Source organism: Nonomuraea recticatena (assembly GCF_039533245.1).
Taxonomy (GTDB): Bacteria; Actinomycetota; Actinomycetes; order Streptosporangiales; family Streptosporangiaceae; genus Nonomuraea; species Nonomuraea roseola.
Window position 1 is genome coordinate 15,032 of the sequence record NZ_BAAATE010000013.1, and the last position, 26,071, is coordinate 41,102.

At 67.6% G+C, this 26,071-nt stretch carries 27 protein-coding genes and 2 pseudogenes; 14 read left to right on the forward strand and 15 right to left on the reverse strand.

The annotated features are described in order from the left end of the window. Nucleotides 1-95: 95 nt before the first annotated feature. The 9 genes from ABFX50_RS24305 to ABFX50_RS24345 form a co-directional block, all read right to left on the reverse strand. Nucleotides 96-1,142, reverse strand: a complete 1,047-nt coding sequence (locus ABFX50_RS24305) for a hypothetical protein (RefSeq protein WP_346149637.1) — start codon at nt 1,140-1,142, stop codon at nt 96-98. A 372-nt stretch (nt 1,143-1,514) separates the two neighbouring features. Continuing rightward, complete coding sequence (locus ABFX50_RS24310; RefSeq protein ID WP_346149638.1) at nt 1,515-1,679, reverse strand: hypothetical protein; 165 nt, start codon at nt 1,677-1,679, stop codon at nt 1,515-1,517. Nucleotides 1,680-2,090: 411 nt separating this feature from the next. Continuing rightward, on the reverse strand, nt 2,091-3,005 hold the full coding sequence (locus tag ABFX50_RS24315) for an NAD-dependent epimerase/dehydratase family protein (protein WP_346149639.1): 915 nt from the start codon (nt 3,003-3,005) through the stop codon (nt 2,091-2,093). A 542-nt stretch (nt 3,006-3,547) separates the two neighbouring features. Next, nucleotides 3,548-4,015 carry a hypothetical protein gene (locus tag ABFX50_RS24320; protein ID WP_346149640.1) on the reverse strand — a complete coding sequence of 156 codons (468 nt, stop codon included), beginning with the start codon at nt 4,013-4,015 and terminating at the stop codon, nt 3,548-3,550. A gap of 612 nt (nt 4,016-4,627) precedes the next feature. After that, complete coding sequence (locus ABFX50_RS24325) at nt 4,628-5,500, reverse strand: IS3 family transposase (RefSeq protein WP_346149641.1); 873 nt, start codon at nt 5,498-5,500, stop codon at nt 4,628-4,630. Next, nucleotides 5,497-5,793, reverse strand: coding sequence for a transposase (locus ABFX50_RS24330; protein WP_346149642.1), 297 nt, complete (start codon nt 5,791-5,793; stop codon nt 5,497-5,499). Before ABFX50_RS24330 ends, ABFX50_RS24325 begins: the two co-directional genes overlap by 4 nt. Before the next feature lie 270 nt (nt 5,794-6,063). Next, nucleotides 6,064-6,231, reverse strand: coding sequence for a DUF4158 domain-containing protein (locus ABFX50_RS24335; RefSeq protein ID WP_346149643.1), 168 nt, complete (start codon nt 6,229-6,231; stop codon nt 6,064-6,066). Between the two features lie 13 nt (nt 6,232-6,244). Further along, nucleotides 6,245-7,480 (reverse strand): coiled-coil domain-containing protein, encoded by a 1,236-nt coding sequence (locus tag ABFX50_RS24340; protein ID WP_346149644.1) that lies wholly within the window; start codon nt 7,478-7,480, stop codon nt 6,245-6,247. A gap of 360 nt (nt 7,481-7,840) precedes the next feature. Beyond that, complete coding sequence (locus tag ABFX50_RS24345) at nt 7,841-7,993, reverse strand: hypothetical protein (protein WP_346149645.1); 153 nt, start codon at nt 7,991-7,993, stop codon at nt 7,841-7,843. Nucleotides 7,994-8,207: 214 nt separating this feature from the next. On the opposite strand from ABFX50_RS24345, the gene ABFX50_RS24350 reads away from it, so the two are divergent. From ABFX50_RS24350 to ABFX50_RS24360, 3 genes are read left to right on the forward strand one after another with little or no spacing between them, the layout of a single operon-like run. Then, nucleotides 8,208-8,510, forward strand: a complete 303-nt coding sequence (locus tag ABFX50_RS24350; RefSeq protein WP_346149646.1) for an ArsR/SmtB family transcription factor — start codon at nt 8,208-8,210, stop codon at nt 8,508-8,510. Beyond that, entirely contained in the window at nt 8,500-9,030 is a 531-nt protein-coding gene (locus tag ABFX50_RS24355; protein WP_346149647.1) for a YbaK/EbsC family protein, read from the forward strand. The genes ABFX50_RS24350 and ABFX50_RS24355 overlap by 11 nt, the downstream gene beginning before the upstream one ends. Before the next feature lie 49 nt (nt 9,031-9,079). Then, the gene (locus tag ABFX50_RS24360) at nt 9,080-9,451 is read left to right on the forward strand and encodes a cupin domain-containing protein (protein ID WP_346149648.1); all 372 of its coding nucleotides are present in this window, start codon (nt 9,080-9,082) and stop codon (nt 9,449-9,451) included. A 206-nt stretch (nt 9,452-9,657) separates the two neighbouring features. Here ABFX50_RS24360 and ABFX50_RS24365 read toward each other — a convergent pair whose 3' ends face one another. Continuing rightward, the gene (locus ABFX50_RS24365; RefSeq protein WP_346149649.1) at nt 9,658-10,101 is read right to left on the reverse strand and encodes a hypothetical protein; all 444 of its coding nucleotides are present in this window, start codon (nt 10,099-10,101) and stop codon (nt 9,658-9,660) included. 59 nt (nt 10,102-10,160) lie between these two features. Between ABFX50_RS24365 and ABFX50_RS24370 the strand changes: the two genes are divergently transcribed. Both ABFX50_RS24370 and ABFX50_RS24375 read left to right on the forward strand, forming a co-directional pair. After that, entirely contained in the window at nt 10,161-11,294 is a 1,134-nt protein-coding gene (locus ABFX50_RS24370) for a DinB family protein (RefSeq protein ID WP_346149650.1), read from the forward strand. Between the two features lie 169 nt (nt 11,295-11,463). Continuing rightward, the gene (locus tag ABFX50_RS24375) at nt 11,464-12,216 is read left to right on the forward strand and encodes a class I SAM-dependent methyltransferase (RefSeq protein WP_346149651.1); all 753 of its coding nucleotides are present in this window, start codon (nt 11,464-11,466) and stop codon (nt 12,214-12,216) included. Between the two features lie 238 nt (nt 12,217-12,454). Here the strand turns inward: ABFX50_RS24375 and ABFX50_RS24380 are convergent, their stop codons facing one another. Beyond that, nucleotides 12,455-12,745 (reverse strand): Tn3 family transposase, encoded by a 291-nt coding sequence (locus ABFX50_RS24380; RefSeq protein ID WP_346149652.1) that lies wholly within the window; start codon nt 12,743-12,745, stop codon nt 12,455-12,457. On the opposite strand from ABFX50_RS24380, the gene ABFX50_RS24385 reads away from it, so the two are divergent. From ABFX50_RS24385 to ABFX50_RS24400, 4 genes are all read left to right on the forward strand, one after another. Then, the gene (locus tag ABFX50_RS24385; protein WP_346149653.1) at nt 12,719-13,090 is read left to right on the forward strand and encodes a recombinase family protein; all 372 of its coding nucleotides are present in this window, start codon (nt 12,719-12,721) and stop codon (nt 13,088-13,090) included. The two genes, ABFX50_RS24380 and ABFX50_RS24385, sit on opposite strands and share 27 nt — an antisense overlap. Nucleotides 13,091-13,096: 6 nt before the next feature. After that, entirely contained in the window at nt 13,097-13,366 is a 270-nt protein-coding gene (locus ABFX50_RS24390) for a helix-turn-helix domain-containing protein (RefSeq protein WP_346149654.1), read from the forward strand. A gap of 85 nt (nt 13,367-13,451) precedes the next feature. Next, nucleotides 13,452-13,964, forward strand: coding sequence for an RNA polymerase sigma factor (locus ABFX50_RS24395; protein ID WP_346149655.1), 513 nt, complete (start codon nt 13,452-13,454; stop codon nt 13,962-13,964). Next, nucleotides 13,961-15,007, forward strand: a complete 1,047-nt coding sequence (locus ABFX50_RS24400; RefSeq protein ID WP_346149656.1) for a CU044_5270 family protein — start codon at nt 13,961-13,963, stop codon at nt 15,005-15,007. Before ABFX50_RS24395 ends, ABFX50_RS24400 begins: the two co-directional genes overlap by 4 nt. Nucleotides 15,008-15,088: 81 nt before the next feature. On the opposite strand, the gene ABFX50_RS24405 is transcribed toward ABFX50_RS24400, so the two are convergent. The 3 genes and pseudogenes from ABFX50_RS24405 to ABFX50_RS24415 form a co-directional block, all read right to left on the reverse strand. Next, nucleotides 15,089-15,244, reverse strand: a complete 156-nt coding sequence (locus ABFX50_RS24405; RefSeq protein ID WP_346149657.1) for a hypothetical protein — start codon at nt 15,242-15,244, stop codon at nt 15,089-15,091. Nucleotides 15,245-15,532: 288 nt separating this feature from the next. Beyond that, nucleotides 15,533-16,596 (reverse strand): annotated as a pseudogene (locus ABFX50_RS24410) (IS110 family RNA-guided transposase). Between the two features lie 238 nt (nt 16,597-16,834). After that, on the reverse strand, nt 16,835-17,140 hold the full coding sequence (locus tag ABFX50_RS24415) for a DUF1330 domain-containing protein (RefSeq protein ID WP_189142964.1): 306 nt from the start codon (nt 17,138-17,140) through the stop codon (nt 16,835-16,837). A gap of 188 nt (nt 17,141-17,328) precedes the next feature. On the opposite strand from ABFX50_RS24415, the gene ABFX50_RS24420 reads away from it, so the two are divergent. From ABFX50_RS24420 to ABFX50_RS24435, 4 genes and pseudogenes are all read left to right on the forward strand, one after another. Then, nucleotides 17,329-18,231, forward strand: coding sequence for a LysR family transcriptional regulator (locus tag ABFX50_RS24420; RefSeq protein WP_346149658.1), 903 nt, complete (start codon nt 17,329-17,331; stop codon nt 18,229-18,231). Nucleotides 18,232-18,269: 38 nt separating this feature from the next. Further along, a pseudogene (locus ABFX50_RS24425) lies at nt 18,270-18,674 on the forward strand (transposase); the annotation flags it as partial. A 199-nt stretch (nt 18,675-18,873) separates the two neighbouring features. Beyond that, nucleotides 18,874-20,487 carry a PLL family lectin gene (locus ABFX50_RS24430; RefSeq protein WP_346149659.1) on the forward strand — a complete coding sequence of 538 codons (1,614 nt, stop codon included), beginning with the start codon at nt 18,874-18,876 and terminating at the stop codon, nt 20,485-20,487. A 62-nt stretch (nt 20,488-20,549) separates the two neighbouring features. Next, nucleotides 20,550-22,010: a PLL family lectin gene (locus tag ABFX50_RS24435; protein ID WP_346149660.1), complete on the forward strand. Its 1,461-nt coding sequence runs from the start codon at nt 20,550-20,552 to the stop codon at nt 22,008-22,010. 141 nt (nt 22,011-22,151) lie between these two features. Here ABFX50_RS24435 and ABFX50_RS24440 read toward each other — a convergent pair whose 3' ends face one another. Continuing rightward, a complete protein-coding gene (locus ABFX50_RS24440; RefSeq protein WP_346149661.1) occupies nt 22,152-22,778 on the reverse strand; it encodes a M15 family metallopeptidase in 627 nt (208 codons plus the stop codon). A 123-nt stretch (nt 22,779-22,901) separates the two neighbouring features. On the opposite strand from ABFX50_RS24440, the gene ABFX50_RS24445 reads away from it, so the two are divergent. Continuing rightward, a complete protein-coding gene (locus ABFX50_RS24445) occupies nt 22,902-25,979 on the forward strand; it encodes an AfsR/SARP family transcriptional regulator (protein ID WP_346149662.1) in 3,078 nt (1,025 codons plus the stop codon). Nucleotides 25,980-26,071 lie beyond the last annotated feature (92 nt).

The following is a 26,071-nucleotide window of genomic DNA, read 5'->3' on the forward strand; positions in this document are numbered from 1 at the left end:
CGGCGAAGGGCAGGCTCCCCCCAGGTGGGGCGACGGTTGGCCTCTCCCGAGGCATCGACGCCGACCAGGACCGACACCGGCACCTGGTGTCAAGCTCACCCCCGTTTCGGCCCGTCAGGCCCGTGGACGTAACCGGAGGCGCCCAGGAGCGGCGCCCCCTGGGTGCCGACCTGATCGTGGATGAAGGGCAGGTAGGCCCTTAAGAACGCCCCATCTTCCAACAGTTCTCCGAGTTGGCCCGGTTCGAACTCCGCCGAAACGAGCGGAACCTCACGATTCAGGGCGCGAGGGCCGACGAGCACCAAGATCCTGCCGCGGGTGCCCGTTGCCGGCAGAGCTTCAGACCAAGCCGCAGGGATGTCGAGCGCTCCCAGATACAGGTGGCCGGGCGGCTCATCTTCCCTAGACGACTCGGCGACCCGTATGGCCACCCAGTTCGGAGCGAGACTGCTCTGATACCCCTGCACGAGCCGCACCGACCAGCCAGGTTTGACGGTTGCCTCCGTGAAGCGTTCGCTGAATCCGGCGGGGAGCCAGAAAACCCGCTCCAGCTCCGACAGCCACGGTGCCGCACCACGACCGCGATCCTCGGCCACCTCGACGTTGATCAGCAAGGCCGGTTCGGCGACTTGCGGGTCGAGGCCGAGATCGGCCGGCAGCATGACCGACCGGGGAGTGACGGCGAACGTGCCTTCCAACAGAGACTGGTCGCGTAGACACATCGTGGTATGATCGGGCGCGCTCGAGAGGTCTTTCTGGTTCACCCAGAGCAGCTGGGACGGTGCGCAGCGCGCGTGGTTGCGGCGAAGCTCGAGCAGCTTGGTCGCTGGGCTGAGGTCGGGGTCGTAGCTGGCGACGACGAGTTGGATGGTGATGTCCTCGGCGCTGGCGTCACCAGGGTCCCCGCAGGTGTAGCACTCGGATACCCAGTTGCGCAGGCCAGCGAGCAAAAACTCTTTGTCCTCGGCCTCCTCGTGCGGAACGCCCCGCCGCCCCTCCCCTGCGAGGAATCGCTCCACGTCATCGGCGAAGATGAAGCGGCAGCCATCACGAATAGCAGTGAGGGCCTCCTGGTACTTCTCGCCCGTCCGCTTGATACGGTCGCGGACCTCGCGGCCGAGATCGCGGTTGTCGTGCGGCATGTCTCATCCCAGTCCGGCGGCTGGCCGTCCACGCCTGGCCCCGCCTGGTTGAGTCCGCAGACGCACGTTGGCGCCAAGCTCAATGGAACGGGGGATAATCGCTCGTCGTCATCGCCACTACCCTGGGATGGTGTGTCGTCCCGCGTGGTGGGACAGCCCAGAGTCCCCGCGTACGGGGGCTGGAGCGCCAGCACCTGCAACCTACACCAGCGGCGAACGCGCATGTACGCAGAGAGCCGCTACATCATCATTCTGAATGGCAACTCACGCCTGGAAGTGCACCCACCGGCCGACCAGCCCCGCGTCTGCATGGCGGGGCCTGCCCCTCCTGCGGCTGCAGACTGCGTTCACGCTTCGGCGAAGCTAGATCAATTACTCGGCTGCGGGGTTCAGCAACAACCTCTCAGCCGCGTCGTGAAGCATCAGGACGCTGGCGGAGGAGAGCGGCTCGGGTAGGCGGGCCTGGTCGACTCCGAGACTGTGCAGGTATCTGATGTAGGCCAGACGTCGCCGGATCTCGGCGGGGGGCAGTGGCATGGGGGCGCCTTCCGCTCGCGCGCATCGCTCTCGAGAAGGCAGAGTATCGGGGCGTACCTCATCGGATGGGTCCTGACGTCAGCACACCTGCGGCCGCAGTGGAGGCGCGTAGTTGCTGAAGGTCGGGGATGTGGTTGTAGAGGGTGCCGACCGAGACGCCGAGCAGCTTGGCAATCGTAGCGGCGCTCGGGGTAGGACACGGGTGTCGACGACCGTCAGGACCCGTTCGCCGAGCCGCCCTGGTGGCGTCACCCTCGCCTCGGCGATGAGGACTACCTCCAGGAGCTGCTGCTGTACGGCGACGACACCCCACTCGACGTGCCTGCGACGACGGGCTGATCCACGTTGTGGCGAGCCGAAGCGAGCCCGCCCACCACGCTGTCCTGCCGAGGTCGTCCGGGGGATCAACCGTCAGGTGGCGGCGATGGTGGCCTGGAGTGCGACGTCCAGGGGGGTGGCGGTCAGGCCGAAGGTGTTCCCGAACGCTGAGGAGTCGACGACGAAGGGGCGGTCGAACTGGTAGCGGGTCTCTTTCAGCTCGCGGATGACGGGGTTGGTCAGCTCGAGCGCGAGCAGGATCGGCGCCGGGGGGCGGTTGAGGCGTGGCGCCGATGCGCCGGCGAGTTCGCACAGCCGCCCGGCCAGCGCGCGGGCCGTCAGCGCCGGGTTGGTCGGGGTGTGCCAGGCGCGGCCCCAGGCGCGCTCGTCGGTGGCGGCGATGGCCATTGCGGCGGCCACGTCGGGCAGGTAGGTCCACGAGTGGGGCTGGTCGGCGTCGCCGAGGAAGGAGGTGCGCTTGCCGGCGAGCAGCGAAGGCACGAAGCGGGTGCCGACCGGGGTCTGGTCGCTGGCGCCGGGACCGAAGTAGTCGGAGCTGCGGACCTCGGTGACGCGAGCGCGGCCCGCCTGATGCGCGGCCAGCGCGTCGGTCCACATCTGGGTACGGACACGGGCCTTGACGCCGGCGGGGTTAAGGGGGAGATCCTCGGTCATCGGCGTGCTCACGGGGCCGTAGGCGTAGAGGTTGCCGGCGGTGACGAGCACCGCGCCGGTGGCCTCGGCGGCGGAGAGCAACGCGGCGGCCAGGGGCGGCCAGTCCTGGGCCCAGCGGGTGTAGGCGGGACCTGCGCAGTTGTGCAGGGCGTCGGCGCCTTTGACGATCCGGATGAGCTGCTCGCGGTCGTTGAGGTCGGCCGCGACGGACTCCACCCCGGCGAGGGCCGTGCCGGACCTGGTGATCACGACGACCTCGTGCCCTTGCGTGAGCAGATGCTCGGCAAGGTGCCTGCCGACCTGTCCTGCACCTGCGATGACGTGCCTGCCCATGGTGGCTCCTCTCGTGGATACTGCCGCTCTCTTCTGAGAGCAATGCTCTCTCAACGAGTCGTACAAATCAAGAGCAGTGCTCTCAATTTAGGACGCCGATCTGTCCGACGGCGTGACGAACCTTCTGCTACGGCATTCCAAAGCTGATGATCTTCCCTAGCAACCGTCATAGCGCGCAGCGACAGGAGAAGGTCAGTGAGCCGCGACACACGTGTCAGTAGCAGAGTGTGATCAGACAGGTCGGGAGGAGGGACTGTAAAAACAACGGCTCTGTCTCTCACTGGACAGACCCATGATCTCGCATGCCTGACGCGGCGCCGCGAAGGCCACCAGATCGCGCGGCCAGCGCCGGTTCACAGGACGGCAATCCACGACCACCCCCGCACCGTCTCGCCGCCGGACGAAGTAGTCCGGCCGGCGCATGGGAGTGCGACTTGCCGTCCTGCATCGTCCAGAACAGCCAGAACAGTTGGGAGGAGATGCCGGTCACTGTTGGACGACAGGATCGTGACAGCGCTTCGCGACAAGAAGTGTCAGTACCGCTATGTGATGGGCAGTCCGGTGACGGGGTCGAGTAGCTCCAGCCGCTGCACGATGGTCTCGCGAACCCCTTGATCAAGCTGGGCCGCTACCCGGTGTTGCCCGTCACCGTAGAGCCACGCGCTGTCGGGCTCACTGAGCTGGATGCCGGCGTCGAGGCCGACGAGCAGGACGATCGCGGTCCGTTCCCTGTCATCGAGATCCTCGTGTTCGTCATGGACGCGATCCATGACGAAGTCCCCGATGTCCTCACCCGGGATGCCAGTCACGTGGGCCTGGCGGACGAGGTGAACCGCGATCGCGGCGGCCTGGCGCCAGTCCACCTGGTGATGCCAGCAACAGGTGCGAGGGCGTTGGCGGGGAACCAGCCAGGGAGCCACGCAGCGGATCCGGCGCACCACCCAGACCTTCGGGCCGATCATGCATGCGGGGTCGCGGAGTTCTCTGGGGATGGGCAGGCTGGTGACCATCACCACCTCATACACCCAGCGCTCGATCCACTGTGCGGGCGTCGACATGAGTACCACCATCTCCTCTGCGGTGGGAGGCATGGACACCAGGGGATCACCGCGCGGCCGGGTCGGCCGCGGCGAGCGCGCTGTCGGCGTCGTGGTCGCGGAGCATGCGCAACAGCCGGCCAGGCACGGGTGTCCTGCGAGGGACTTCATTTCGCCACGCCAACTCACCCCCGCCCGACCAGGCACCCGCCACCCGGCTGGACCTGGAACCGCGTGTCCTGTTCGGAGCCTCACCCGCCCCCTGATGGCGGCGAAATGCACTCGCTCGTTCCATCGGGGGCCCGCTAGTGTCGCCCGGATGAGCAACGTTTCTCTGCCTCTGCTCTGGCTGTCGGGGCCTACGGGTGTCGGGAAGTCCACGGTTGGCTGGGAGGTGTTTGCGCAGCTGAGTCGTGCTGGCGTCAAGACGGCGTTTGTCGACGCTGACCAGATCAGCCTGTGCTACCCCATGCCAGAGGGCGTGACGCATCGCCTTCGCGCGCGGAATCTGGCTGCGATGTGGCCGAATTTCCGGCAGGAAGGGGTGAGGTTGTTCCGCTTTGACGGACACCGTTGGTGTGGTGGTCAAGCCGCGATGGCGGCCTCGTAGGCGGCCGGACTACGGTAGCCGAGGCTGCTGTGGAGCCGATGCAGGTTGTACCAGCTCTCGATGAACTCAAAGATCCCGCTGCGAGCGGCAGCCCGGCTCGGCCAGGCACGCCCGGCCGGCAGCTCACCCTTCAACGTCGCGAAAAACGACTCGGCCAGAGCGTTGTCCCAGCACTGACCGGTGCGACCGACTGACAGACGGACGCCCAGCCGCTCGGCCAGCTGGGCGTAGCCGGCGCTGGTGTACTGACAGCCACGATCCGAATGGAAAATTACCGACCCGGCGGGACGGCGACGCGAGCACGCCATCTGCAGCGCCTCGACCACCAGCTCAGTGCGCAGATGGTCGGCGGTAGCCCAGCCGACCACCCGGCGTGAAGCGATGTCGATCACGGTCGCCAGATACAACCAGCCTTCATCGGTCGGGATGTAGGTGATGTCGCCGCACCAGCGGGTATCGACCGCGGCCGCGTCCGGCTCGAAGTCCCGGCCGATCAGATCGGGCCGGGCTGCGGCACCAGGATCGGAGACCGTGGTCACCAGGCGGCGGCGCCGATGACGGCCTCGCAGCCCCGCCTCGCGCATCAACCGGGCCACCCGCCGTCGCCCGCACCGCTCACCCTCGCCTCGCAAGACCGCGTGAATGCGAGGGGCGCCGTAGGTGCCACGCGAGTGGCGGTGCACTTGAGTGATGCGCTCGCCCAGCTCCCTGTCGCGCATCGCGCGAGGACGGGGCACGGCCTGGCGGCGCGCGTAGAAGGCGGCACGGGAGACTCCCAGCAGCTCACACGCCCGTTTGACGTTGTGGCCGCCCTGCTTCTTCGCCTCGATGAACGGGTGAACGCTCACCGGGTCTCCTTCGCGAAGAAAGCCGTGGCTCGCTTGAGGATGTCGACGTCCTCACGCAGCCGGCGGTTCTCCCGCCGCAGCGCCGCCAGCTCCTCCCGCTCGCTGCTGGTCAGCCCGTCCCGTCGGCCGCTATCGACCTCGGCCTGGCGGACCCGGTCACGCACCGCGGTCTCGGTCAGATCGACATCCTTGGCCACCTGACCGATCGAGCGATCACCGCGCTGGCACAGCTCGACGATCTCGGCCTTGGACTCCGGCGTGAACGAACGGCGAGGACGCTTCTTCTTCCCCATGCTCTCCATGATGGACATCCTTCCGGGGACGAACCCCTGATCTCAGATGTCCGTCAAACCGGATCAAGCCCATCGAACGCCGTATACGCCCTGACCTGGTCATCGGATAAAAACCCTACAAGCACGGGCGTCAACGGTAGACACGCCACCTATCACCCAGTGACCACCAGAAAGATGCCAGGCGTCCGGCTCCTTACCAGAAATGATCAGTCCCAGCTCGCCCTAGAACAGCAAGATCACTTTCAGCGCCAATGGCTGTTCCTGGGTTCCTCAACCCCGAAGATAGTCGCGTACGTCCTGCTCGCGTTTAGAGAACTCCGACAGCTCCAGCAGGTCCCGGATCTCCCACGACGAGTGCTCGTAGGCGGTCTTGGAGCGGGTCAGGTACTCCTTCGCGCACGCCGAGTCGATGTCGAGCTGCTCCGCAACGAACTCCACCGGCCGCGCCGCGTCAGTCCCCCTTCGAAGCCGCCCGCAGCTCCGCTTTCACCGCGCGCTCCCGCAACTGCGCCGCCTCTGCCCTGACCGCCTCCAGCTCCGCCCGAAGATCATCCAGCCGCGCCCGGTCGAGCTGCGACTCCATCCGCAGCCGGTCGCGCTCCTCCACCAGCGCCGACTCCCCCGCCGCCAGCCCCTCAAGCTCACGCACCCGCGCCGCCGCCCGCTCCCGCTCCCGCTCGGCGGCCGCCACCCGCGCCTCCGACTCGGCCGCCAGCCTGGCGCCCGCCTCTCCGACCTGCGCCGCGCGCGCCTCGGCCGCCTCGGCGCGCTCGAGCGCCCGGTCCCGCTCCGCCTCCGCGGCCGTGGCCCGCGCCTGCGCCGCCGCCGCCTCGTGCTCGGCCCGCTCCCTGGCCTCCTCCGCCTGGGCCGCCGCCGTTCTTGCCGTGTCCCGCTCCTCCAGCGCGGACGTGACCGCCCGATCGGCCTCCTCCCTCGCCTGCCGTACGGCCTGCTCGGCCTCCGCCGCCGCCCGCTCGACCTCCTCGCGCGCCTGCTCAGCCCGCGCACGACCCATTTCCTCAGCCTGTACGGCCTGCGCCCTGGCCTCCTCCACCCGCGCCTCGGCCGCCTCCACCCGCTCGGACAGCTCTCTGACTGCCTGGTCACGCGCCCGTTCGGCCACGCCTGCCCTGCGCTCGGCCTCGGCGGCGGCCTGCTTGGCCACCCGTTCGGTGGTGGCCGCCTCACGCAACGCCGCCAGCGCCTGTTCGCGTGCCGTCTCCGCGTCACGCAGCGCGGTGTCCCTGTCGGCCTGCGCCTCCTCAGCCACCTGACGCATCTCGACGGTCTGCTTGCGTGCGTGCTCGGCCGCTTCGCGTGCCAGCCGTACCTGCTCGAAGGCCTGTTCACGCTCGGTGCGAGCGATGGCGACCCGCGTGTGCGCCTCCGCCTGGACCGCGCTGAGCTTGGCCTCCACCCCCGCGGGACTGAGCTCCTGCGTCAACGCCCTGGCCAGCGGTTCTATCGCGGCGGCGAGGCCGGTCTCCATCCGCTCGTACAGCTGCTCGGCCCTGGCCAACGATCCTTCGAGCCCGGGAGTCGCCCTGCGCAACTCCCGCTCCCGCTTGGCCGCCGCCTGGCAGTCGGTGTCGGCGCAGTACGCCCGGGGCCGCCCCCTGCCCTTGCGCTGCTCGATCGGCGCCCCACAGTGCGCACACGGCGTAACGGTCGTCATCTCCGCTGTCACACCGGGAGTCTATCATTTTTGATTTTCTAGAAAATCAAAAACAGAAAATGTGATCCGTTGTGTCATGGCATTGTAGCGTAACTTGCGAGAAGTGCAGTTCCCACAGCTAATGCTGAACACGCACCGGGGCAGGCAGCGGTCCTCTACGGTGGCCGCGCTTCGACAGGTCGAGGACGCCCGCGCCCCCGCGGCGGCAGCCAACAGCCGCCGCCGCCCGGATCGGGGGCCGGGCTCGGGGTCGTTGAGCATGCCCGGAAGTAGGCGGAGGCCGCCCATGACCGTGCCGTGCCGAGGAGCGCCAGGTCGGCGAGCCCCAGAACCCATGTGCTCAGGCCGAGCAGCTCGCTGCCGATGTCGCCGTCAGCGGAAGCGGCCGAACGCGTCGGCGTGGCCCGTCATACCGCGGTACAGCTCTTCGTCGCAGAGCGGGTTGCCGTATCCGGAGAGGACGACGGTGGCGCGGCACGCGCGAAGGGCTTGGGCGAGGCCCCGGTGCGCCACGTCGCTGCCCATCTCGTGACGGTAGCTCCGCTCCCTCCCTGGTACCCGCGAGATAGGGGGTTGAGGAGCATCGGAGCCGGAGAGCGCCTTCTACACCTCACTCGGCGTCGACGCCCGCACAGCCTACGACGGCGCCCTCAGCGAGCCTGAGATCGCCGCACAGCGTCGCTGGCTGGCCCGCGCCCGCACGGTAGACAGGTAGTTAGCTAATTGCCATAATGACTTTGTGTTGGACGTGGATCTTGTGAAGGCGCTGGCCAGCGACAAGCGTTTGCTGATCTTGGAGTGGCTGCGCGACCCTGAACGCCATTTTCCGCCGCAGCGCGATGGCGATCTGGTGCACGACGGAGTCTGCTCGTTGTTCATCGCCCAGAAGCTCGGGGTGAGCCAGCCGACCTGCGGTGAGCATCTGAAAGTGCTCGCGCAGGCGGGCCTGTTGCGCGGCAAGAAGATCAAGCAGTGGGTGTTCTACCAACGCGATGAGAACCGTATTTCCGAGGCGAAGGAGTTGCTGAGCGGTGAGTGGTGAGTTGGGCGGGGGTGCCGCCGCACCCGAGAGCCGAGATGTCGGGCTCTACGAGCGGTTGATCGCCGACCTGGAAGCAGCCGGAGCGCACTACCGTCTGATCGACCACCCGCCCGAGGGGCGCACCGAGGTGGTCAGTGCTCTGCGTGGACACAACGTCGCGCAGGCCGCCAAGTGCCTGATCGTGATGGTCAAGATCGGCAAGAAGCAGACCCGGTACGTGCTGGCCGTGGTGCCCGGTGATACCCACCTGGACCTGCAAGCGGTCAAAGCCCTGTTGGAGGGCACCTATGCCGCCTTGGCCACGCGCGGCAAGGCCGAGGAACTGGCCGGCAGCGTCAGCGGCACCGTGCTGCCCTTCAGCTACCACCCCAAGCTGGAGGTAATCGCCGATCCGGCACTGCTGCATGTGCCAGAACTGTTCTTCAACGCCGCTCGGCTGGACCGCTCGATCGCCCTGACCACCGACGACTACCTCCGCCTGGCCGCCCCTCGCATCGCCCCCATCAGCACCGCCGTCTGACTCCAGCCTCGCCCTGGAGCTTCCATTACCGTCCGCCCGAGAGGAAGCCATGTCGCAGGCCGACTACGCCATTCACTACCAGCCGCTGTTCACCACCTTGGAGACCATGGACGTCCAGGCGTTGATCGACCAAACCGACGATCCCTGGTACAACCAGACCCTCATCCAGGTGGGGGACGTGCTGGTCCGGCTGGGCGTGATGCAGGGCGAGTTCCACTGGCACCAGCACGAGGAGCAGGATGAGTTCTTCTTCGTCCTCGACGGACTGTTCCGCATCGAAGTCGAGGGGCGGGACACGGTCGAACTGGGCCCCCGGCAGGCCTTCACCGTCCCGGCAGGAATGCTGCACCGGCCCGTCGTCCCGGTCCGCAGCGCCGTCCTGATGATCGAAAAAGCCGGTGTCATCGCCACCGGCGACTGACCCGCCGCCGCCAGGAAGGGGCTCATCATGCACGCTTCACTTCAGCCGGGCCTGACCGCACGGCTGGACTATGCGGTCCCGGCCGAACGCACCGTCGCGCCCCTGCTGCCAGAATCCGACCACTTCGCCCGCCGTCCTGGTCACCGGCTACCACCTGGACGGGCACCTGGGCGCCGGCGAGCAGACCTTGGGCGTGCATGTCGACCTCAGCCACCACGCCCCCACCCCGCCTGACGGCATCTCGTGGACGTCCAAGGCCGGTGGGCGCCCGCCGACGCGGGCAGCACGCACAGCTCGTACGGGATCCGCTCGACCCGCCTGGACTCGGCGTCCACCACGGCGTCCCGCCATGCCCACTGCACCACGCCCTCGATCGGGACCCGCTCGGTCTCGGCGTAGTACCGCTCGGTCGCAGCGACCCCGGCGTACCGCGACAGCAGCTCGATCGCGTCCATCACGGGCCGGTAGGCGGTGTTGTTGCATTTGAACTCCAGCGCCGCCAGGATCGGCGCGAGCATCCGCCGGTAGTGGTGGGAGTAGGAGCCGCGCAGCTGGTAGCGGATCCGCTCGGAGACCGCCCGCTCGGTGGCCATCAGCTCCCGCGCCAGCGACTTCAGCGTTCCCACCCCGCCCGGCACCGCCGGATACACCGCTTCCCGTTACCGTGTCGTCGGGACGCTCGATCGCGGCTTTGATCATGTTGACGTAGATGCCGCGCTTGCCCCGCACCTTCGTCAACTCGCCGACCAGTTCCCTCTCCACCCTCCGCTCGGCTCGCGCGTTGATCCGGTGGATCAGGTCGACGAGCAGCCCGACCAGCCCCTCGATCAGTTCGGCCTGCCGCGTCCAGCACAACGCCGCCAGCAGCGTGTACCTCACCGGCTCCGCGCAGTCCTCGAAGTCCGACGGATACATCCGCCTCGCCCGCCGCGAGGTGCACCTGCGGGAGAAGTGCTTCTACCGGATGCTGTACGAGACCGTGGCGCGGGCGAAGGAGATCCTGCCGCTGAACATCGAGGACATGGACTTCGCTGGCCGCCGCGCGCTGGTGAAGGTTAAAGGCGCGCAGTCCAAGGCCCGCCGCCGCGGCCAGGCCCGCGAGGATTTCGTGCTGCAAGGCGGAGAACGTCCGCCGCTACTCCAAGCCGTCGCCGGACGCCATCGCCGAACTCACCAGCCTGCTCGCACCCGGAGACACACGCCGAGGCGGCGGCACGTGACCGAGTCGGCCGACCCGTCGATCCTGATCATCCCGACCGACCCGAAACCACCGAGCCCTGGAGTTGACATGGCTGACATGATCGCGCCCGACCCCGCCACGCGGGACATTCTCGCGATCTTTGAAAACGTGCGATACCGGCTGTTCGAGCGCCTGAAGGATCTGACCGACGCCGAGTACCACTGGGAGCCGGTCAGCGACTGCATCAGCATCCGCCCCGGCGACGACGGCGTCTTCCGCGTCGCCACGCTGATTCCGGAATCGAGTCCGGAGTCGCCGGACCCCGTCACGACGATCGCCTGGCGCATCTGGCACATCGGCAGCCTCTGCCTGCGCGGCTATGTGATCCACCTCTTCGAGGACGTTCCCGAGTTCGGCGACCGCCACGAGTGGCCGGGCTCCGCGAAAGAGGGCGTCCAGGCGCTCGCCGAGGACTGGGAGCACTTCATCTCCCGTATCGCAGCCCTCGGCGACGAGCGCCTGTTGGCGCCGATAGGCCTGGGCCCCGGCGGTTGGGCCGATGAGACGTATCTGAAGCTCGCGCTGCACGCTCTGAAGGAGGTCGCGCACCACGGCGGCGAGATCGGCCTGCTGCGCGACCTGTACCTGCGCGAAGGCGTCTGATTTCGGCGGTGGGCGACCTTGTCCGGCGGCCGTGTGCCGCCAGACATCGGTGTAGCGCCTCGTGAACAGCACGAGGACGTTGAGGACCAGGCCGAGTGCGCCGATCTGGCTGGGGGATCATCACCGCGGCGAAGCCAACTGCGGATGAGTCGGAAGGAGGAGGCGCTTCATGAGTGAAGCGTTCTACTCGCACGCGAGGCTGTACGACCTCATGTTCCCGGGCGGCGGGCCCGCAGTCGACTTCTACCGGGGCTACGCCAATCGGCAAGGCGGGCGCGTGTTGGAACTCGGGTGCGGCACCGGGCACAAGCTGATCCCCATCGCGTCCGACGGTCATCCGTGCGTCGGCGTGGACTTCTCGTCAGACATGCTGGCTGAGGCTCAGCGTAAGGCGAACGAGCGCGGTGTGGCGGTGGAATGGGTGCAGGGCGACATGCGGGCCTTCGATCTGGGCCGCACATTCGACTTCGTGTTCATCACCGCCAATTCCCTCCTGCATCTGCATGATGCTGAGGACCTGGTGAGCTGCTTCCGGTCGGTTCGACGACATCTGGCGCCTGGAGCACGGTTCGTCTTCGATGTGTTCAACCCGAGCGTGCGCCTCCTTGCCGAAGCCGATGGCGTGCGGCGCACCCGGGAATCGTTGTCGTTCATGGATCCTGACCGTGGCAACGTCAGCGTCGATGTCGCTGAGATCTACGATGCACCCGCGCAAGTCACGCGCGGGACGTGGCACCTCTCGACTGACTCCGAGCCCGACTTCGTCGTCGCACCGCTCGAAATCAGGAGCATCTTCCCGCAGGAGCTACCGCTGCTCGTCTCGCTCGGCGGCCTTCGGCTCGTCGAGCGCTTCGGCGACTGGTCCGGTCGGCCATTCGCCGTGGATACGCCGCTTCAACTCTGCATCTGCGAGTCCGCGTGACTGAAGGCGTGAGCACAGTCTCGGTCAAGCAAAACTCGCCCTGGCGAACGACACGCATCCCGCACCGTCGACAGGCACTTCTACAGCCCGCGTCACCGGGGTGCCGGTAACGAAGCTGGCACCGTGGCCGGAGTAGCTGTGTGCAGTCGTCTCGAGGCTTGGGGTCAGCGTTCGGGTAGTCGCGGGTCCGGCCACCCGCTTTGATCTTGTCTATTAACCGTTCGGTCTCTGGACAAGATCAATTCGGAGGGCTCGGCCCGGTCAGCGCCGTCTGGAACTGGGCGCGCTCGCCAGCGATGTCGACGGAGTGCGTGCCGTAGAAGTGCACGTTCTCGCCCTTGTTGAGCTGGCGGGCGATGCGCCGGCGGTAGGTCTCGTCCGCCAGGCAGCGGGCGGCATAGACGGTGCGCCGCAGCGCCCCGTACTCCTTGATCGCGGCGGTGAGCGTGTTCTGCTGCCGCTTCGACGAGCACAGCTTCCCGACCACGAGCGCGGCGGTGGCGTGCCCGCCGCGCACGGACGCGGCCACGCGCAGGAGGTCTCGACCGGTGATCAGAATCCCGACCACCAGATCAACGCACTGCTTCGGGCTGGGGTTGAGCGGGATAACGTCTACCTCGATCGCGCCAGCGGCGCGAGGGCCTCCCGCCCGCAGTTCGACATCGTGCTGCGAATGCTCCGGTTGGGCGACACGCTGAAGGTCACTCGGCTGGACCGGCTGTCGCGCTCGATGTTGCACCTGGTGACCTTTGGCGCCGAGCTGCGCGAGCGCGGGGTCGGTCTGCATGTGATTGAACAGGGCATTGACACCGACACGATGGAGGGCCGGGCGATGTTCCGGATGCTGAGCGTCCTGGCTGAGCTTCAGCGTTAGCTGATCGTGGCCAACACCAAGGACGGCCTGGCCGCGGCCAGGGCCAGTGGTCGTGTCGGTGGGCGCCGCCCCCGGCTCACCTCCGAGCAGGCGGCGCTCGCCCAGCAGCTGTATGACGCCCGGACCAAGACCGTCCAGCAGATCGCCGACCTGTTCGGAGTTCCGCGCAGCCCGGTTTACGGGCACTTGACCAAAGACAGCGTCAGCGTTCGGCCGATGCGCGCCCGGGCCGCCAACCCCGGCAGCGGTATGGCATCCGAACGACAGGGCGAGTAGGGCGAACTGCTCACGGCGAGCTGTCACATTTCGAAAGGTGCCGGACATTTACCTGGTGTCCTGCACCTTTCGGCAAGGAGACTCTGTGACACACCGAGATCGCTTCGAAGCGGTCTATGACGCCTACTACCCGGCGATACACCAGTACGCCGCCCGCCGTACCGGCTCGCCCGACGACACGGCCGACGTCATCTCCGAGACATTCCTCACCGTCTGGCGGCGCATCGGCGATGTGCCCGAGGGCGAGGAGGCGTTGCTGTGGTTGTACGGGGTGGCCCGCCGTGTGCTGGCAAACCAGCAGCGCGGCGCTTCTCGCAGGGCTGTGCTCGCTGAACGGCTGCGTGCGGAACTGGCCGCTGATCGGCCGGTCAGACCGGTCGATCTGGAGCATGTTCGCGCCGCCTTCGACGAATTGCCCGAGCGTGACCGCGAGGTCTTGGCGCTGGCCTGCTGGGAGGGTCTGACCAGTGAGCGGATCGCCAAAGTGGTGGGATGTACGGCCTTTGCCGCCCGGACCCGGCTGCATCGCGCGCGCAAGCGGCTGGCAGCGGCGCTGGAGCGGCAGGCGTCCTTGACGATCGCGATGGGGGAAGCATGAGCGACATCGACAACCTGGTAAGGGCGATCGACCCGACCCCGCACGCGCCGGATCAGGGGCCCGGCGCGCGCGAACTGCGTGCGGCGATCATGGCGACCGAGGCACGCCCGCGCCGGACGGCCCGGCGTCGCCTACCGTGGCGGGCCGGCGCCGCCGGGCTTGTCGCGGCCGTGGGCGTTACGGCGGTCTTCCTTGGCCAGGTCGCCCCCACTGCAACGCTCTCTCCTCCGGCCACACCCGGCGTCTCCTCCCTGTCGGGTACCTCGATCCTGCTGGCCGCCGCCGCCAAGGCCGAAGCCGCCCCCGAAGGGGCCTACTGGCACCTCAAGGAGTTGTACGCAGGGATGCGGCCTGGGCCGTACGGCAAGAACGGCGTCACGTACTACCTGGAAACCTCCAGTCTCTCGGAGAAGTGGGTGGCCAAGGACGGCCGAACCTGGCGCGGCCATAGGCAGCTGGCCGCACGCCCTCTGGACCTGGAGGCGTGGCGCCGGGACGGCTCGCCGTCCGAATGGTCGATCGGGCCGGACGGCGGCGTCTACTCCACATCCCCCGGCGAGAGCCTGTTCTTCCAGAACAAGGGGAAGCAAAGGCTCTACTGGAGTGCCATGCCCATGACCTTGAAGGAGATCGCGGCGCTGCCCGCCGACCCTGAAGCGCTGAAGAAACGCGCCCTTGAGGCGATCCGCAGAGACAACGGCGTTGACCCGGTGGAGGAGGGACTGCCGCGCGCCTTGGCCACGCTCCTGTACGAACTGCCCGCCTCCCCGCAGGTGCGCGGCGCCGCCTACCAGGCGCTGGCGACACTGCCCGAGGTCCAGGCCGAAGGCCGGACCACCGACCCGCAGGGGCGGTCAGGTGTCGCCGTGACCTTCCCGGTCCAGCAGGGCCAACCCGCCCGGATCAGGCTGATCATCGATCCTGACACATCCAAGGTGCTGGCCGTTGATTCCATCGGCCTGCCGGATGAGGACGGCAGTGTCAACGTGGTGCTGGAGTCGGGCTGGACCGACACCAAGCCATCCCCTCCCTCGGCTGAGTGACAGCCACCGTGCTGGCCGGCCAGGTGTGGGCACCCGGCCGGCCAGCACGGATACACCCGCTGCGCAGTGCGGGGCGGAGGGCTAAGCGGCGGTGAGGTCGAGCCGGGTGTCCGTGTCCAACACATCCCGGTTGGCCTCGAAGTCCGCGGGCAGATCCTGGTCCGGATGGCGCCAGGTGTTGCCGCCCTCCACCCAGATCTCACGACGCCGGATCGCCCTGCGCAACGACACCAGCACGCACAACTCATACGGGATCCGCTCGACCAGGCCGGTGTCGGGATCGAGGACCGCCTCTCAAGCTGACCGCGATCGGCGGTCGGCTTGCCCGACGACCTGTTCGCCGACATCGCGCCGAAGGTGCTGGCGGCCTGGCGCGACAGGGATCAGGCCGTCGAGGACGTCGACGACGAACTGGGACGCGGGGCATGGCTTCGAGCTCGTCTCGTGAGTCGTCGTTCAGCACCGTGTGCGTATCAGGTGACGGATGCTCAGCGATGGCTGGCCCGCCGGATGCTCCTATAGATGTCAAGCCGCGAGTTCGTGATCGTTTTGGGTGATGATCTTGTATAGCTCGCGGGCGATGTAGCGTTTGAGGCAGCGGATGATCTCTTTCTTGGAGAGGCCGTCCTTGGTGCGTCGTTCCATGTAGGTGCGGGTGCGGGGATCCCAGCGCAGGCGGACGAGGGCGATGCGGTAGAGGGCCGCGTTGGCTTGCCGGTCGCCGCCGCGGTTGAGGCGGTGGCGGCTGGTCTTGCCGCTGGAGGCGGGGATCGGGGCGACACCGCAGAGCATGGCGAACGCTGCTTCGCTGGTGAGCCGGTCGTGGTTCTCCTCGGCGGTGACCAGAAGCTGGCCGGCGGTGTCGGGGCCGACGCCATGGACGGCCATCAGCTCGGGGTTGATGGCGGTGACCAGGGGCTCCAGCAGTTCGTCGAGGTTGGTGATCTCGGTGGTGAGCTGCTGGTGACGACGGGCGAGGGACCGTAGTGCGATCTGGGTCGCAGTGGCCGGGTTGGCGACGTCGGCCTGGTCGGGGCGCAGCCTGGCGCAGGTGGCGATCAGATCCTTGATGCCCAGGCCACGCAGGCAGGAGCGCAGCGTGTCGGGGGCGGTGACGATCAGGGCTTTGATCTGGCGCTGGGTGTCGGCGCGCTGGTTGACCGCGCTACGGCGGGCCACTCGCAGGTTCCGCAGCGCTTCGATCCGGCCGTCGCGTTGCTTGGGGGTACCGGCCCGTGTCCCCGCCAGGGCGGTCTTGGCCGCTTGGATGGCGTCGATCGGATCGGACTTGCCCTGGAATCGGCGGGTCTTGCGGTCCGGACGGTCAACCTCGACGACCTCAACCTTTTCTGATGGAGCAGCCGGGCGAGCCCTGCCCCGTAGGCGCCGGTGCCCTTGACTCCGACCCGCCCCAGCGGCCCGAATGAGCGCATCCACGCGAGCAGGGCGGAGTATCCGGCCGCCGTGGCGGGGAACTGCTCGGTGCCCAGTACCCTGCCGACCTGGTCGATCACCGCGGCGGTGTGGGTGTCCTGGTGAGTGTCGACTCCGCCGGCGATCTCGGAGTCCTGCGCAAGCTGGAGTGTAATGGGAGGCATCGTCGTCCTGTCGTCTTGACCGAGGGGCAGGGCGGCACGCACCAACCGGGCAGGCGGACAAGACAGAGAAGGGGCCTCTGGCCAGGCTCCTATGAGGTCACAACGCCAACGTCCAGTGACGTGCACACGAGCACCTCCCGACCCGGGCCGACAGATCCCGTTGAAGACCCACAGTCAGTCAGTCGAAGGGTCAGACTCCGGCGGGAGGTGCTCGCCTACATCATCTCTGTCAGTCGATGCCTTCGATGATGCGGAAGTCGCGCTCGAAGCCGTCGGGGAGGGCCACCAGCGCCTTCTGGTATGCCTCGCTCTCGTATGCCGCGACGGCCTGTTCAAAGCTGTCGAACTCGATCAGAACGACGCGTTGCGTGATTCCGGCCTCGTGGGCGACGACTCGACCGCCACGGGACGGGATCCGGGACAGGACGCGCCCGCCCCCAGCCTGGACAGCCGGACCGGCCAGCTTGTCGTAGGCAGTCAGCCTCTCAGGGTCGGAAATGGCGGGGTAGACACTGACCCAGTAGCCCTTAGCCATGGAAACCTCCTGTATTCGGCCGGACACGTCCGACTTCGAATTGACACTCAGATCGATCGATCCCGGCGACGGGTACTGCGGTCAGTTGAATCGTCATATGCGCAGGTTAGGGCTTGATGTGCGGTCGAGGGAAAGACCGGTACGGGATAGACTCAGAACGGATCGTTATCAATCGGCAGGGAGGGCACGTGGCGCCGGATACGGTGAGCCTGCGGTACTTCCTGGTGCTGGCGCAGGAGTTGAACTTCACCCGCGCGGCCGCACGGATCGGTATCGCACAGCCCGCACTCAGCGCCCGGATGCGCCGATTGGAGGCGGAACTCGGTACGGCCCTGCTGGTCCGCAACACGCGTAGCGTCGTATTGACCACGGCCGGTGCGGCTTTGGCGGAGTCCGCGCCGCCCGCGCTGGCGGCGCTGGACCGGGCATGGGACACCGCCCGGAGCGCGGCGGCCGGTGAACTGGGCACGCTGCGCATCGGATACAGCCTCAGCGCCGGGGCCGAGACGGCACCGGCCCTGGTGGACAGGCTGATTCGCGGCAACAGCGGACTCGAGGTCGGCGCGGTCCCGATGGCGACACCGGAGATCTCCCCCGCGGTCGCCGACGGCCGCATCGATGCCGGGATCACCCGCGGTGAACAGCCGGGCCGTGGCGTGCGCCGGTTCCTGCTGCGGCGTATGCGCGTCGGGGTCCAGCTGGCGCAGCACCATCCGCTGGCCGAACACCCGGAGATCGAGATCGCCGACGCGGCCGCGTATCCGCTGCGACTCCCGGACCGTGCGGCCAACCCCGTGATCCACGATCAGCTGTCCGCACTGTTCCGAGACATCCGACCACACCCCCGGTTCCACACGCCCGCAGTCTCTTTCGACATGTCTCAGCGCGACCTGCGCGACGGGGTCACCCTCGCCCCGGCCGGAGAAGCCGCGGTCACGGCACAACCGGCCGGTCTCACCTGGCGACCGCTGCGGGGCGCGCCCAGCCTTTCGATCCACCTGGTCCTCCCACGCGAGCAGTCGCCGCTTCACCGCCGCATCCGTGCCGTCGCCAAAACCCTGGCGCACGAGCTGCACTGGCTGCCGGACTGACGCGCAAGAGGTCAAGCGAGACGGACGCCTGCGGTCGCGAGGCCGCGGACAGCCCGCAGTTCGTCCCCGTGCTGGGGCGGGTACGGGTCCGCGGGCCTGTCGGCCGCCCTCGCACCCGGCCGCACGCGATCGCCGCAGACAAGGCCTACTCCTCTCGCGGTAACCGCGCCCACCTGCGGGAACGCGGCATCAAGGCGGTCATCCCGGAGAAGAAGGACCAGGCCGCCAACCGGAAGAAGAAGGGCTCCAGAGGCGGCCGGCCCGTCAGCCACGACGCGGACCTCTACAGGGAGCGGAACACCGTCGAGCGGCTGATCAACAAGCTGAAGGCCTGGCGAGGCATTGCCATCCGATACGACAAGACCCCGGACAGCTACCTCGCCGGCCTCTCCCTGCGCGCCTCAATGATCTGGATCAAGGACCTCGCCCGAACCACACATTGATCACGACTCAATACATGCCCTAATCCCGACACCTCTTGAAGGCTTCGCGGCGCAGCCAGACCCCCATTCCGGAGGGCTGAAGGCACGTCTAAGAAGTGGAGTGCGTACCTGGCGGCTAATCGCTCGGGAGCGGAGGGCCCTGTCGGGTCAATCCTTTCCTTTAGGGAAGTTTACAAATAGTTAACCGACCGCGCGTGTCTTGAAGTCTCTGGAAAGCGAGTTCAAGGGGATTTGCAGCACTGGTCGGCACATTGGCATGGCCTGGGGTCAAAGGGCCCCTCAACTTTCCGAAGGGGCCACGATGCCCAGCAAGTCCGCCATCGGCTGCCTCCTGGCAGTTGTCGCCGCCGCATTCACCCTCACAGCGGTGGATGCGGTAAGCCTGCCGCAGTCCGCCCGTGCCGCAAGCGCCCATGCCGCGAGCGCTCCCGACGGGAGGATCACCCGATCGGAGGTGCTGGCACGGGCCCAGAACTGGGTCAACCGCAACGTACAGTACAACCTGACCCGCTACCCCAGCACCCTCGTCACCGATGTCGAGGGAGACAACAAGTACGGGCCTGACTGCTCCGGCCTGGTCTCGATGGCCTGGCACATCACGGCCAACTCCGGCAAGGGCGGCAACAGCACCGACGACTTCGCCGGCTGGTCGGGCAAGGTCACCCTGGGGAGCCTGCACGACCTCCTCCCCGGTGACGCGATCCTCCGCGACGGGCACATCGAGCTCTTCGCCCGCTGGAAGAACGAGAGCGACCACTCGAAGGGCGCCTGGACATACTCCCTCAATGGCACGGTCGAGGACGACGGTGACTACCAGGAGGACTGGGCGAAGGGCCCGAGCGCCAACTCCCACGGGCAGGTCGGCGACGAGTCCTGGTCAAGCATGCAGAACTACACCCCCATCAGGTACAAGAACATCGTCGACGACGTCACGCACGTGGTGGCGTTGGGGGTGAACGGCGAGATTTACCACACCATGCGTCGTGCTGACGGCAGCTGGCAGAGCGCGGGCAACGTCGAGGGTCAGGCCGGGACTTTGCCGGGTGCGGTGACGGGTGTTGCCTCGGCTGTGGTGAGTGGCGAGCTCCATGTCCTGGCCACGGCAAACGATGAGATCTTCCACGTCGCCCGTCGCGTCGGCGGTTCCTGGTCGGCGTGGGGAAGGGTGGAAGGTCAGGCGGGCGAGGTCGGCGCGCCGACCAGCATCGCGGCCGCCTCGATCGACGGTGAACTGGAGATCCTGGCGGTTGCCGGTGGGGTGCTGCGTCACACGGGGCGTAACGCGGACGGTTCCTGGTCCGGCTGGGGCAACGTCGAAGGCCAGGCCGGTGAGATCGGTGCGCCGGTCAGTATCGGCGCCACCGGTGTCGGCGGGACGCTGCATGTTGTCGCCGCGGCAGCAGGGGTGGTGCGTCACGTGACCCAGCGGGCCGACGGCTCCTGGTCGAGCTGGGGCAACGTCGAAGGCCAGGCCGGAGAGGTGGGCAATCCGACCAGCGTGGCGGTGACCGCCACCGGCGGCGTACTGGAGATCCTGGCCTCCGCCGAAGGCGTGCTGCGCCACGCGGGACGTCACACAGACGGCTCCTGGTCCAGCTGGGGCAACGTCGAAGGCCAGGCCGGAGAACTCGGCACCCCCGTCAGCGTAGGCGCCGCCTCAGCAGGTAACGGCGTCCTGCACGTCCTGGCAGTGAACAGCGCAGGAACCCCCTATCACGCCACCCAGTCCCCCGGCGGCTCATGGTCCGGATGGGGCAACATCGACCGCCAGGCCGACTACCCCGTAACCATCCAGAAGATCTCCGGCTCCTGACCACTCAACCTCGAAACTTGGAGCAGCAGATGTTCTCGAAGAGGCACCCATCCGGTCCGGCCATGGCAGTACTGGCAACCCTCGCGTTGGTCGCATTATCCACGCCGGCGCACGCCGCAGATCCAGCCGAGCCCGCGGCAGGCGAGATATCCGCCGCCTACGCCACCGCTGCCTGCGATTCGCGGGGCACGACGAGCGCGGACTCCGCCACAGCCACCTGGCTGAACGGGGTGCTGAGCACGAAGATGAAGGGTCACGTCAACGCCTACCGCATCTCCTGCGCCCGCATGGTGGTTGAAGCCGTCCGCGCCCGCGGGCTGGATCGACGCGCCGCGGACATCGCGATCGCCACCACGATCGTGGAGTCAAGCATCCAGAACGTCGCCGAAGAGGTCGACCACGACAGCCTGGGTCTGTTCCAGCAGCGCGCCTCGTGGGGCTCGGCCGGACAGCGACTCAACCCGACCTGGGCGACCAACGCCTTCCTCAACGCGATGATCCGCAAGTACCCGAACAACACCTGGAAGTCCGCGCCCATCGGCGAGGTCTGCCAGACCGTCCAGGTCTCCGCCTACCCCGACCGCTACCAGGTCGAGGCCGGGGACGCCCAGAAGATCGTCGATGCTCTCTGGTCCGCTTCCACGCACGTGGTGGCGTTGGGGGTGAACGGCGAGATTTACCACACCATGCGTCGTGCTGACGGCAGCTGGCAGAGCGCGGGCAACGTCGAGGGTCAGGCCGGGACTTTGCCGGGTGCGGTGACGGGTGTTGCCTCGGCTGTGGTGAGTGGCGAGCTCCATGTCCTGGCCACGGCCAACGATGAGATCTTCCACGTCGCCCGTCGCGTCGGCGGTTCCTGGTCGGCGTGGGGAAGGGTGGAGGGTCAGGCGGGCGAGGTCGGCGCGCCGACCAGCATCGCGGCCGCCTCGATCGACGGTGAACTGGAGATCCTGGCGGTTGCCGGTGGGGTGCTGCGTCACACGGGGCGTAACGCGGACGGTTCCTGGTCCGGCTGGGGCAACGTCGAAGGCCAGGCCGGTGAGATCGGTGCGCCGGTCAGTATCGGCGCCACCGGTGTCGGCGGGACGCTGCATGTTGTCGCCGCGGCAGCAGGGGTGGTGCGTCACGTGACCCAGCGGGCCGACGGCTCCTGGTCGAGCTGGGGCAACGTCGAAGGCCAGGCCGGAGAGGTGGGCAATCCGACCAGCGTGGCGGTGACCGCCACCGGCGGCGTACTGGAGATCCTGGCCTCCGCCGAAGGCGTGCTGCGCCACGCGGGACGTCACACAGACGGCTCCTGGTCCAGCTGGGGCAACGTCGAAGGCCAGGCCGGAGAACTCGGCACCCCCGTCAGCGTAGGCGCCGCCTCAGCAGGTAACGGCGTCCTGCACGTCCTGGCAGTGAACAGCGCAGGAACCCCCTATCACGCCACCCAGTCCCCCGGCGGCTCATGGTCCGGCTGGGGCAACATCGACCGCCAGGCCGACTACCCCGTAACCATCCAGAAGATCTCCGGCTCCTGACCTTCACCTGTGCGAATGGCCGCACATACCGCATATATACCGCCGCTCGCTAGTCTCTCTGCGTGAAGCAGACGGCGAACGCTGGATCCCCGAGTCCAAGAACCCCGGGAGCGTCGCGCGACGCTCCCGGGGTTGCGGTGTTTACGAGGGTGACCATTCAACAGGGCCGTAGTGGGCCGCGTGCGCACCGGTGACAAGCGCCCAGTACTTGTCTCCATGAGACCAGTGCCACCACTCGGTGGGGTAGTTGACGAACCCGGCCGTACTCATGGCCCGTCCGAGCAGGTCACGGTTCGCCCTGATCCGAGGGGAGATCCCCGGGGCATGGGTGTAGCAGGCGCCGTCGCTCTCCTCAGGTCCGGCATTGACCGGTGTGCCCATGTCCATCTCGCCCGCATCGGCATCAAGGAGGGTGATGTCGACAGCTGCCCCGCAGACGTGCGGCGCCACCGATGGGGGTGCGAGCGAGCGGCTGGCCTGGACGTACACGAACTCCTCGGTCCAGGCGGGATTGGCTTCCCGCAGTCGCGCGGCGCACCGTGAGAAGTAGTGCTCCTGCAGAGCCATGGGCCGATAACCCTCGACGATCAGCAGTCGCAGCCCGGGCGGAAGAAGGGCCTGAGCTGTCAGCAGCCGGTCGACGAGGCTGATACGAAGATGAGCGTAGGCGCCCTTGTCGTCCGCCTGGCGATGGTCGAGGGCGAGCCCCGACACCTTCCTCAGGTCGAAGAGCGACTCCCCGCATTCGACCGTTGGGATCGCGGACACTCGGTGATCCGACATCAGGATGGTCGATGTGCTTGCCATAGATCGTGACCCCTTCATTGGCGCGTTTGGTCGAGCATGAAGTGGCGCACTGGAAATTCTCTTCAAAGCCAGCTGTGAGGTGTCGTGGAATTCCGCCTGCTCGGCCCGGTTGAGGTGTGGGATCAAGGACGGCAGCTGCCCATCGGAGGGCCCAAGCCACGTGCGCTTCTGGCAGCGCTGCTCCTGGGGCGGGAGCATGTGGTCTCGGTCGATCGGCTGGTGGATTCGATCTGGTCGGCGGACGCTCCCGACGCGGCCAGGGGGCTGATCCAGACGTATGTGTCCATGATCAGGCGCACGCTGGGCCCACGAACGATCGAGACGCACGCTCCGGGTTACCTGCTGAGGATAGGGACCGGTCAGCTGGACCTCCACCAGTTCGACAGACTCGTCGCGGAGGGCCGGCGAGCGGCGGCGGAGGGGCGGCGCGAGGACGCAGCACGAGCGTTCCTGTCGGCCGAGGCGCTGTGGCGGGGCCCGGCGCTTGGCGGGATCGGAGACGTTCTCCAGCCGGAGGCGGCCAGACTCGACGAGTTACGGCTCACCATCGTCGAGGAACGCATCTCGGTGGAACTGCTCCTCGACCGCCACACCGAACTGGTGCCCACGCTGGCCGCGCTGGTATCCGCCCACCCGACCAAGGAGCGGCTGCGCGGTCAGCTGATGACGGCGCTCTACCGGCTGGGACGGTCCGCCGAGGCGCTGGCGCTTTACGAAGACGGGCGCGCCGCTCTGGCCGAGGAGCTCGGTATCGATCCTGGTCCTGAGCTGCGTGCCCTGCATCAGGCGATCCTCCGTAGCGATCCATCACTGTCAAGCCAGGCTTCGCCGTACCCGGGCCGACCCATCCCAGCTCAGCTCCCACGAGATGTACCGGATTTCGCCGGGCGGACCGACACGATCGCGGACCTGAAGCCCCTACTCGGCGGGCAGCGTACGGCGCCGCCGCTGCTCGTGCTGTCCGGCCAGGGCGGCGTCGGAAAGAGCGCCTGTGCCATTCATCTCGCCCATCGAGTCGCCGAGTTCTACCCGGATGGCCAGCTCTTCGCCGATCTTCGCGGGACCAGCGACAATCCGGCGACGGAGCAGGAGGTCCTGGGCCGATTCCTTGGCGCGCTGGGCATCGAGCCCGCCACCCAGCCCGAGTCCCCGCAGGATAGAGGCGATCTCTATCGCAGTCTCCTGGCCAAGCGGCAGGTGCTGGTACTGCTGGACGACGCCCGAAACGAACAGCAGATCCGTCCCCTGCTACCCGGTGGTGCCGGCTGTGCGGTGATGATCACCTCACGCCGTCGGCTTGCCGGTCTGGCGGGCGCGCATCTGACGGACCTCGATGTCCTGGACGGCGAGGCTGCGCTCGCGCTGCTGGGCGCCGTCGCAGGAGCTGGCCGGGTGGCCGCCGAGCCACAAACCGCCCGCGAGATCGTCCGGCTGTGCGGCTCGCTGCCCCTGGCCGTCCGGACGGTGGGAGCCCGGCTAGCCACCCGACGGCACTGGAGTCTGGCCGCCATGGCCGCGAGACTCGCCGACGAGCGCCGGAGACTGGATGAACTCACCGTTGGGGACGTGGAGGTTCGGGCCAGCGTCGGCCTCAGCTACCGGCTCCTGGACGAGCAGGCCAGAACCGCGTTTCGTCGGTTAGGACTACTGGGGGTGCCGTCCTTCTCTCCATGGATCCTCGCGCCTCTCCTCGAAATCCCACCCGACGACGCCGACGACATCGCTGAACGCCTCGTGGATGCGCAGCTTATGAACTTCGTCGCGATCGACGCCGTCGGCCAGCCTCGCTACCGGCTCCACGAGCTCGTGCGAGTCTTCGCGCAGGAGTGCGCAGAGGCGGACGATCCCGAAGCCGAGCGCACGGCCGCTGTCTCACGCGCGCTGCGCACGTGGCTGTGGCTGATCGAGCGGTTCGAGTCTCAGGTCCCGTCCGGCGAGATCACGCTGAGCGGCCACCTGGGTTCCTCCCTGCCCGCCGACGCTCTAGTGGCTGATCGAGTTGTTGCCGATCCCGGCGCATGGCTAGAGGCCGAGACGCCCGCTCTCATCGTGGCGGTGGCGCGAGCCGCCGCCATGGGCCTGACCGCCGCCTGTGCTTTGGCCGCAGCCCTATCCTTCTCGGAATCCTTCGTCGCCAACCGCTTGGCTGAATGGGGCGTCGTTCACCAGACTGCCTTGGGAGCGGCTCGCCGCACGGGGAACCATCTGGCCGAGGCGGCCCTTCACGCGGGAATGGGACAGATCTCCTACAGGCTGGATCGCTTCGATCAATCATGTGAGCATCTTCGTCTGGCGCTGCCTCTCTTCGAGGCGGCCGGTCACGTCCGAGGCAAGGCGGTCGTCCTGGCCGGCTTGGGCAGCGCATATCGGGAGCAGTGCCGGCTCCGAGAAGGTCTGGAGCACCTGACCGCGTCCGCGCTGATCTTCCGGGGTCTTGGTGACGACCTCGCGATCGGTGCGACGGCTCGCATGGCGGCGTCGATCCACCTCGAGCTCGGCGAGTACGTGGACACCTGGCTGCTGCTCAGCCAGGCCATCGACGCCTATCGCCGCGCCGGCAGTGATCGTGGGCAGGCGCTCACCCTGCGTACCACGAGCCTGGTCCATCGCGCCCTGGGTGATTACGCAGCGGCGAGCGATCTCAGCAGGCAGGCGTTGGACCTGTTCCGCCGGGCAGGCGACCCCTTGATGATCGCTTTTGGAGTTCAGGCGCTGGTCAAGGCGGAGATCCGCCAGGGTCGCGGAACCGATTACCTGTCGTCGATCGCCGACGCCCTCGAGGTGTGCCGGAGCCATTTCGATCGGTACGGCGAAGCGCTCATGCAGCGGACCATCGGAGAAGTTCATCTGGCGCTTGGCCAGCTGGAGCTCGCCGAGGCGCATTTGATGCAGTCGATCGCCATTTCAGAGGAACTGCACACCCCACTCCCCGCAGCCCGCGCCCGGCGTGATCTCGCCGCACTTTGGCAGGCTCGCGGCGATGCCGCCACGGCGAAGACACAGCTCGCTGAGGCCATGACCACCTTCGCCACGTACGGTGCACGCGAGTATGCGGAGCTGGCACAAAATGACCCGGCTCCCGCGGAATCGTATCCAGAGTGCAGAGGCCGACCAGCGGGGGGAAGGCACAGCTCATCCAGGGACAATGTATCCCCCCCTTGAGCACCATGGCCTCAAGAGCCCAAGATCCCAGCGGCTGGTGCTCTCCCCCGTACGGTGGTGCGCATGCAGATCGACAAAGTGACGGAAATCCT